The 8,122-nt window shown below is 74.7% G+C and carries 5 protein-coding genes and 1 pseudogene; 2 read left to right on the top strand and 4 right to left on the bottom strand.

Annotated elements, in window-relative coordinates:
- Window positions 1-214 (top strand): annotated as a pseudogene (locus ACRWNP_RS34455) (LAETG motif-containing sortase-dependent surface protein); the annotation flags it as partial.
- Window positions 215-223: 9 nt separating this feature from the next.
- On the opposite strand, the gene ACRWNP_RS34450 reads toward ACRWNP_RS34455, so the two are convergent.
- The 3 genes from ACRWNP_RS34450 to ACRWNP_RS34440 form a co-directional block, all read right to left on the bottom strand.
- Entirely contained in the window at window positions 224-1,165 is a 942-nt protein-coding gene (locus ACRWNP_RS34450; RefSeq protein WP_431968518.1) for an esterase/lipase family protein, read from the bottom strand.
- A 169-nt stretch (window positions 1,166-1,334) separates the two neighbouring features.
- Window positions 1,335-2,327: a DNA polymerase Y family protein gene (locus ACRWNP_RS34445; RefSeq protein WP_431968516.1), complete on the bottom strand. Its 993-nt coding sequence runs from the start codon at window positions 2,325-2,327 to the stop codon at window positions 1,335-1,337.
- The gene (locus tag ACRWNP_RS34440; RefSeq protein ID WP_431968514.1) at window positions 2,324-5,788 is read right to left on the bottom strand and encodes a DNA polymerase III subunit alpha; all 3,465 of its coding nucleotides are present in this window, start codon (window positions 5,786-5,788) and stop codon (window positions 2,324-2,326) included. Before ACRWNP_RS34440 ends, ACRWNP_RS34445 begins: the two co-directional genes overlap by 4 nt.
- Before the next feature lie 619 nt (window positions 5,789-6,407).
- Here ACRWNP_RS34440 and ACRWNP_RS34435 point away from each other — a divergent pair.
- Window positions 6,408-6,848: a hypothetical protein gene (locus ACRWNP_RS34435; RefSeq protein ID WP_431968512.1), complete on the top strand. Its 441-nt coding sequence runs from the start codon at window positions 6,408-6,410 to the stop codon at window positions 6,846-6,848.
- Here the strand turns inward: ACRWNP_RS34435 and ACRWNP_RS34430 are convergent.
- Window positions 6,835-8,043 (bottom strand): amidase, encoded by a 1,209-nt coding sequence (locus ACRWNP_RS34430; RefSeq protein WP_431968510.1) that lies wholly within the window; start codon window positions 8,041-8,043, stop codon window positions 6,835-6,837. The genes ACRWNP_RS34435 and ACRWNP_RS34430 overlap by 14 nt on opposite strands.
- Window positions 8,044-8,122: the final 79 nt, after the last annotated feature.

Raw genomic sequence — 8,122 nt, 5'->3', positions numbered from 1 at the left:
CCCCCCCCCCCCGCCGACGTGCGTGGGGGGCACTCGGCCCGCGCCGGGCGACCGGCCTCCCGGCCCCGCACCCCCGGCCGGCGCGGACCTCGCCGAGACCGGGAACGGCAGCACCGGCACGACCTCGCTGATGGCGGCGGGTGCCACCGCCGTCCCGCCCGGTGCGCCGGTGCTGCTGCCCGCCGCCCGCAGGCGGCGGCCGGGGACCGGCTGAGGCGGGCCGTCAGCTGAAGACGTCCCCGCAGTCGGTCGCCGTGGCGTGCGCCGGGTCCAGGGCGTTGGCCGTCTCGTGGAACACGATGCGGTCGGTCAGCCCGACGAGGACGTGCTCGGACAGGTCGAGCGGGCACAGGTCTTGCAGCACCACGTTGCGTACGTCGGGGCCGGACAGGAACTGCGTGGTGTACGGCGTGACGACCTCGTCGTACTTGGTCGCGATCACCGTGTAGCGGACGCCGGGGAGGGTGTCGCCCCCGGCGTTCAGCTTGGTGAGGAAGGCCGATCCGGCCATCTGGTCGGTCAGTCCCTGCGGGGTGAGGTGCTCGATGGCCTCGGCCGCGCCGGGGAAGTAGGGCAGCAGCTTGAGCAGCCCGCCCAGGTCGGTCCCGTGGTTGCTGGGCGCGATGCCGACGAGCGCGTTCACCTTGGGGGCGCCGCCCAGGAACTTCATGTAGTACCGCGGCATCATGCCGCCCTGGGAGTGCCCGACGATGTCGACCTTGCCCGCGCCGGTGGCCGCGAGGACCCGGTCGACGTAGGCGGCGAGCTGCTGGGAGGACGCGGCGATGGAGCCGAGCCCGTAGAAGAGGGGCACACCGGGCAGCTGGCCGTAGTCGAGGGAGTAGACGCAGTAGCCCCGCTTGACCAGGTAGGGCGCGAGGCCGAGCCAGTTGTCGATGGAGTTGCCGAGGGTGCCGTGGACGAGGACGACGGGCCGCGGATGGGCGGCGGACGGCTTGCAGGACCAGTTGTTCCAGCCGCTGCTCGCGGTCGCCTCGGCGGCGGTCGCGGCGGCGATGGTCGCCGTGACCTCGGGGGCGGACGCGGGGGCCTTCGCCAGAGCGGCGGTGGTGGTGTCCGCCAGGACGGGAGTGGCGAAGAGGGCGGCGGTGAGAGTCAGCGCGGAGAGGAGCCGGAGCGCTGATCGCGGTCTGATGGGCAGCATCGAGCGATCTCCTCGCAGGTGGGGGAATGACTGGCTCCCGTGCAGCCTGTGATCCGGATCACCAGAATGCTGAGCTTCCGTCAATTTACGGAGGAGTAACAAACGTCGCCAGCTACCGGTGGGTAAAGAATTCATCACGTCGGCTTCACGTCGATGTGATAATGGGCCGTCAGGCCGCGCCCGACAGCGTCGCGGGCATCAGCGCCCGCGGGCCGAAACGGGCCCGCGCCCGGTCCGCGACGGCCTCGATCCGGCGCGCCTTCTCGTCCCCGGGGTCCAGGCTGAGCTGCAGCGTCGCGAGACCGGCGTCCGTCAGCCCCTCCGCGCGCAGCGCGAGGCCGCGCACCCGGGCGCGCTGCAGTCCCAGCCCCTCGTAGAGCCGGTACGCGGCCTCGGCGAGGGCGGTGCCGTGGCCGGTGGGCTCGGGCAGCGCGCGGGTGCGGGTGGTCGTGGAGCGGTCGGCGTAGCGGACGGTGAGGGTCAGTGAGCGCGCGACCCGGCCCGACGCGCGCAACGAGGAGCCCAGTTCCTCGGTGAGCGACAGCAGGGCGCGGCGGTGCCGCACCGGGTCCAGCTCGTCGTGGCCGAAGCGGCGTTCGGCCCCGGCCGAGTGGGCGGGGGCGTTCGGGACGACCGGGGCCGGGTCGATGCCGCGGGCCCGCTCGTGCGTCCTGCGGCCCGCCGCGGCGCCCAGGATCCGCTGCAGGGTGCTCAGGGGCGCGGCCGCCACCCGTCCTACGGTGTCCAGGCCGTACGTGCCCAACTGCCGTGCCGTCGCCGGGCCGACGCCGTGCAACGCCGCCACCGGACGCTCGGCGAGGAAGGCCGCGACGGCCGCGGGGTCGGTGGGCGCGGCGCGCACCGCGCCCTCCGGTCCGTCCTGCGCCGCCATCCGGGCGAGCAGCGGGTTCGGGCCGACGCCGATGGTGCAGTCCACGCCGTGGAGCGCGAGCAGCCGCACCCTCAGCAGCGTGGCCAGTTCGGCGGCGTCGCGCCCGAAGTAGCGCAGCGCCCCGCGGACGTCGGCGAGCGCGGCGTCGGGCGGCAGCGCCTGGACGACGGGGGTGAAGCCGCCGAGCAGTGCGAGGAGTCGCTCGTACAGCGCCTCGGCGGCGTGGAAGTGCACGTACAGCACGTGCGAGATCTCCGGTCGGCTGTTCATCGTCCCGCGCTCCCCGGACTGGAGTGCCACAGCTTGCGGCCGGTCGGGGCCCCCTCGCCCGCGGGCCGCAGATCGGCCCAGGGGTGCATCTCGTAACCGGTGGACATGCGGACCCGGCGGCCCTCGGGCGGGGGCGCGGGCAGTTCCGCGGGCTCGCCCGGGGTCTCGGCCAGGCGTGCCGCGACGGCCTCCAGGCCCCCTTCCTTGCGCAGTTCGGCCAGTTCGGCGAGGTTCCAGGCGGCGGCGCCGACGACGGACAGGCTCTGCGGGCCGCGGCGCTGGACCACCCCGCGGACCAGCAGCAGCCAGGAGTGGAAGACGGTGTGGGCGCAGGCCTCGTGGCTGTCGTCGAAGAAGGCGAGGTCGACCAGGCCGGAGCCGTCGTCGAGGGTGGTGAAGATGACCCGGCGCCCGGAACGGATGGGCGGGGTCTGGGTGGCCGCCTTCGCCCCGGCGACCAGCACGGTCTCGCCGTGCCGCACCTCGCGCAGCCGGTTCGCCGGGATCGCGCCCAGCTCCGCCAGGAAGGCGAGGTGGTCGTCCATCAGATGGCGGGAGGCGTCCATGCCGAGGACGCCGAGTTCGGCGCCGAGCCGTTCGCCGTCGTCCATGTCGGGCAGGCCGATCGGCGCGAACGCCGGCTCGCCCTCCCCTCCGGTCAGCGTGAGCTGGCCGTCGTACGCGGAGGCCCGGCCCTGCCGGTGCACTTCGGCGACCTGGAGCAGCATGTCGCGGCGGTTGCCCCCGAAGGGGTCCAGCGCGCCGACCTGGACCAGTCGTTCGGCGGCGGCCCGGCTCGGGCGGGCGCGCTCCCACAGGTCCTGGAGGGAGGAGTAGGGCTGTCCGGCGGCGATCCGGGCGACCTCGGCCTCGCTGATGCCGTGCACCTCGGAGAGCGCGAGCCGCAGCCCCCACAGCTCCTCGCCATCCCCCTCACCGGACACCAGTTCGATTCGATAGGCCGCGCCCGACCGGTTGACGTCCAGCGGCAGCACCGGCACCCCGCGCCGCCGGGCGTCCGCGAGCAGCAGCCGCTTGGGGTACATCCCGGGGTCGTGGGTGAGCACCCCGGCGTAGAAGGCCGCCGGATGGTGCGCCTTGAGCCAGGCGGACTGGTAGGTCGGCACGGCGAAGGCGACGGCGTGCGCCTTGCAGAAGCCGTACGCGCCGAAGGCCGAGACGATCTCCCATGTGTGCCGGATGACCTCGCGGGAGTAACCGCGCCCCCGGGCCGCGTCCGCGAACCAGGCCCGCAGCCGCCCCTGCCGGGCCTCGTCCGACAGGGCGCGCCGGGCCTCGTCGGCGAAGCCCCGGTCGCAGCCGGTCATGACGCACATGATGTCGATGAGCTGCTCGTGGAAGACGACGACTCCATGGGTCTCACGCAGCACGGGCTCCAGGTCGGGGTGCGGGTAGTGGACGGGCCTGCGGCCGTGCCGGGCATCGATGAAGGGCCGCACCATGTCGGCGGCGACCGGCCCGGGACGGAAGAGCGAGATGTCCACGACCAGGTCGTGGAAGGTGGCCGGCTGCAGCCGCCCCACCAGGTCGCGCTGACCCGGGGACTCGATCTGGAAGCAGCCCAGCGTCTCGGCGGAGCGGACCAGTTCGTACGTGGCGGGGTCGCCCTGCGGGATGCGGTCCAGGTCGATCCGGCCGCCGCCGGTCCGTTCCACCTCGTCCAGGGCGTGCGCCATCGCGGACTGCATGCGCACCCCGAGCACGTCGAGCTTGAGCAGCCCGAGGTCCTCGACGTCGTCCTTGTCGAACTGCGACATGGGGAAGCCCTCGCCGCTGGTCGGCACGACCGGTGTGCGCTCCAGCAGCCCGGCGTCCGACAGCAGCACCCCGCAGGGGTGCATGGCGACCCCGCGCGGCAGCGCGTCCAGCGCCTCGACCAGCTCCCACAGCCGTCCGTGGTCCTCACCCGCCACCTGCCGCAGCTCGGGCAGTTCGGCGAGCGCGGCCCGCGCGTCGCGCGCCCGGATGTGCGGGAAGGCCTTGGCCAGCCGGTCGGTCTGCTCGGGGTCCATCCCGAGGGCGGCGCCCACGTCGCGCACCGCGTGCCGGACGCGGTAGGTCTCGGGCATGGCGACGGTGGCGACCCGCTCGCCGCCGAAGCGGTCCAGGATCCGCCGGTAGACCTCCAGCCGGCGGGCGGACTCCACGTCGATGTCGATGTCGGGCAGGGAGGTGCGCCGGCCGGACAGGAAGCGCTCCATGAGCAGGCCGTGCTCGACGGGGTCGGCGGCGGCGATGCCCAGCAGGTGGTTGACGAGCGAGCCGGCGCCCGAGCCGCGCGCGGCGACCCGGATGCCCATCTCCCGCACGTCGTCGACGACCTGGCCGACGGTGAGGAAGTACGAGGCGAAGCCGAGCCGCTCGATGATCCGCAGTTCGTGGTCGAGCCGCGCCCAGTACTCCGGATCCCGGTCGTGGCCCTCGCGGACCATCCCGGCGGCGCAGCGCGAGCGCAGCACGCGGTCGGCGGTGCGGGCGCCCGCGCCGACCACCTCCGGCTCGGGGAAGTGCACCTGCCCGAGCCCCAGGTCCTCCTCCGGGTCGACGGCGCAGCCCGCGGCGGTCTCCTCGGTGGCCCGCAGCAGCCGGCGGGCGTCGCCGCGGGTGAAGCCGGCCGCCTCCATGACCCGCTCGGCGGTACGCGCCATGTCCCCGGCGTCCTTCAGCCAGCGCTCACCGCTGTCCAGGCCGCCCGCGTCGCGCACGTCGACGGGCACCAGCCGGCGCGCCGAGTCCAGGACGTCGGCCACCTCCCCCTGGCCGGGGTCGGCGTAGCGGACGGCGTTGGTCAGCACCGGGACGACGCCCTGCTCGGCGGCGAAGCCGACGGTGCGGGCGGCGAGCCGCAGCGAGCCGGACCCGGTGCCGGTGCGGCCGTGGTGCACGGCCTCCAGGCGCAGCGCGTCCCCGTACACCTCGCGCCAGGGGCGCAGCAGCCTGGCGGCCCGGTCGGGGCGTCCGGCCGCCAGCGCGCGGCCGACCTCGGAGTCCGCGCCGAGCAGCACGAACAGCCCTTCCCGGCCCAGGTCCTCCCAGCCGATACCGCCGTCGGTGGCGTGGGCGGCGCTGATCAGCCGGCACAGCGCGCCCCAGCCGCGGCGGTCCCGGGCGAGGAACACCGCCCGGTCGGTCGCCTCCGGCACGAAGGCCCCGCCGCGCACCGGGGTGCGCCGCCGGGCGGCCGGCGGGCCGGCCTGAGGGGTGGCGCCCTCCGCCACGTACGCCGCCGGCACCGCCAGCGAGGCGCCGAACAGCGGCCGCACCCCGGCCCGCGCGCACGCCTTGGCGAAGCGCACCACTCCGGCCACCGTGTCCCGGTCGGTCAGCGCCAGCGCGTCCATCCCCCGTTCGGCGGCGCGCTCGGCGAGCCGCTCGGGGTGCGAGGCGCCGTACCGCAGCGAGAAGCCGGAGACGGTGTGCAGGTGCGTGAATCCCGCCATACGCACCTCCGACCGCTCACGTCTCCCCCCTTCCGGACCCTCCGCACCCACCATAGACCACTTGTCGAACACGTGTACGACGACACGCCGGATCCCTTCCGCCATCACCCTGCGCGCGGTTTCCTGCACAGGACGTCACCGACGCTCACACCCCGACGGGGAGTCGCCATGCCGATGTTGCTGGTCAAGGGCTCTTTCCGGATAGAGAACACCGAACCGGACGGGGACACCGTGGGCTTCGTCCCCACCCGCCACCCCGACTGGAACCGCGTCAGGGGCGGGCTCGGGCTCGACCTCACCAACTCCTGCCGGGGCAAGCTGCGCCTCGACGCCGTCGACGCGCTGGAGACCCACTACGGGCGCACCTCCGCCCCGCCCACCAGCCGCTGCCCTTCGCCCACGCGGCCCGGGACGAGCTGCTGCGGTGGCTGGGCTTCACCGCCGTGGAGCGCGAGCCCGGCGGCGAGAGGGCGGCCGCCGCCACCCCCCGTGTCCGTCCCCGGCTGGATCCTCACCGGCGGGGTCGACGTGCACGGCCGCTGCGTCGCCCTGGCCGGCCGGGGCGCACCGCCGGAGGGCACCAGGAGCGGCCAGGAGCGGCCAGGAGGTCACGGTCGGCGTGCCGCTGCTGCGCGCCACCGTCAACCACCACCTGATCGCCGAGGGCCTGGCCTACCCGACCTTCTACAGCAACCTCTACGAGGACCTGCGCCGGGAGCTGACCGACGTCGCCCGGCAGGCCCGGGACGCGGGCAGGGGGCTGTGGCCCGGCGACGTGAGCACCAGCGGCGCGAAGGTCACCGGGCTCTCCTCGCTCACCGACGACGTGGTGCTCGTCCCCAAGCTCTTCCGGCGGCTCTTCGACCACCTCGCGCTCGGCGAGCCCTCCCTCGCCGCCTTCCGCGCCTTCCTGGCCGGGGCGGCCGACAGCTACCGGATCCTGTCCTCGGACACCCCGCGCGCGCAGGTGCGGGGGCTGCACCACGTCGTCGAGGTGACCGGCGACCACACCGTGCGGATGACCGTCCCGGTCGAGGAACTGGTCTTCACCGAGGCTTGACGACGGAGGCGAACTCCGCCGCCCACCGCAGCAGTTCCTCGTCCTCGCCGGGTCGCCCGACGACCTGCAGTCCGAGCGGCAGGCCGTTCGCGGCGTACCCGGCGGGCAGGCTCACCGCGGGGAAGCCGGCGTTGCTCCACGGCAGGCACATCACCGAGTCGCCGGTGCTGCCCAGGCCGAACGGGGCGGGGCCGGTCGCGGACGGCGCCAGCCAGACGTCGACCTCCCCCATGGCCTCCAGCAGTCGCTCGCGGAAGACCCGGCGCTCGCCCACGGACCGCTCGTAGTCGTCGCGGTCGATGGCGTGGCCCTCGCGGATGGCGGCGACCGTCTGCTCGCGGTAGAGGTGGCCGTGCCGGGGGAACCAGTCGGCGTGCGTACGGGCCACCTCGTAGCGGTTCATGACGTACAACTGCCGTACCACCGCCTCGAAGTCGGGCATCAGCGGCACCTCGCGCACGGTCCGGCCCGCCGCCTCCAGCCGCTTGGCGTGCGCCGTGAAGGCCTCCCGGGCCTCCGCCCCGGCGCGGTCCAGGTACGGGCCGACGGGTATGCCGAGCACCGGCTCGCCGTCGCCGGCCGGCCGCTCCCGCCAGTCGTCGCACAGGACGGACGCGCCGCGCGCCGCGACCGCGACGTCCGCGGCGAGCACCCCGACCGTGTCGAAGCTCGGGGCGTTGGCGATCACCCCGTCCACCGGGACCCTTCCGAAGGTCGGCTTGAAGCCCACCACCCCGCAGTAGGCCGCGGGCCGGACCACCGAGCCGACGGTCTGCGTCCCGATCGCCAGCGGCACCATGCCCGCGGCCACCGCGGCCGCCGAGCCACTGCTCGAACCACCGGGCGTGTGGGCGGTGTTGTGCGGATTGCGGGTCGGTCCTGGCGCGGTCACCGCGAACTCGGCCGTCACCGTCTTCCCCGCGACCAGCGCCCCGGCCGCCCGCAGCCGGTCCACCAGCGGTGCCTGCGGCCCGGCCAGTGCCTCCGGCGGCACCGCGGAGCCCGCCCTGGTGTCCATCCCGTCGATCCGGACGATGTCCTTGACACCCACCATCACCCCGGACAGCACACCCGGCGGTGCCGTGGCCGCCTCCGCCGCCAGCCGGCCCCGCCGGTCCGGCTCCCGGACGAACGCCTTGATCCGGGCGTCGAGCCGGTCGATACGGTCACAAGTCCGTGCCACCAGATCCGTCACGGCCGCCACGCTACGCCGAAAAGCTCTGGCCTTCCTCAAACAGCGCGTGATCGTCCCGCCCGCGGGCACACCGACCGCA

This window comes from Actinacidiphila sp. bgisy160 (genome assembly GCF_965342435.1).
Lineage (GTDB): Bacteria > Actinomycetota > Actinomycetes > Streptomycetales > Streptomycetaceae > Actinacidiphila.
This window is presented reverse-complemented; position numbering and strand designations above follow the sequence as displayed.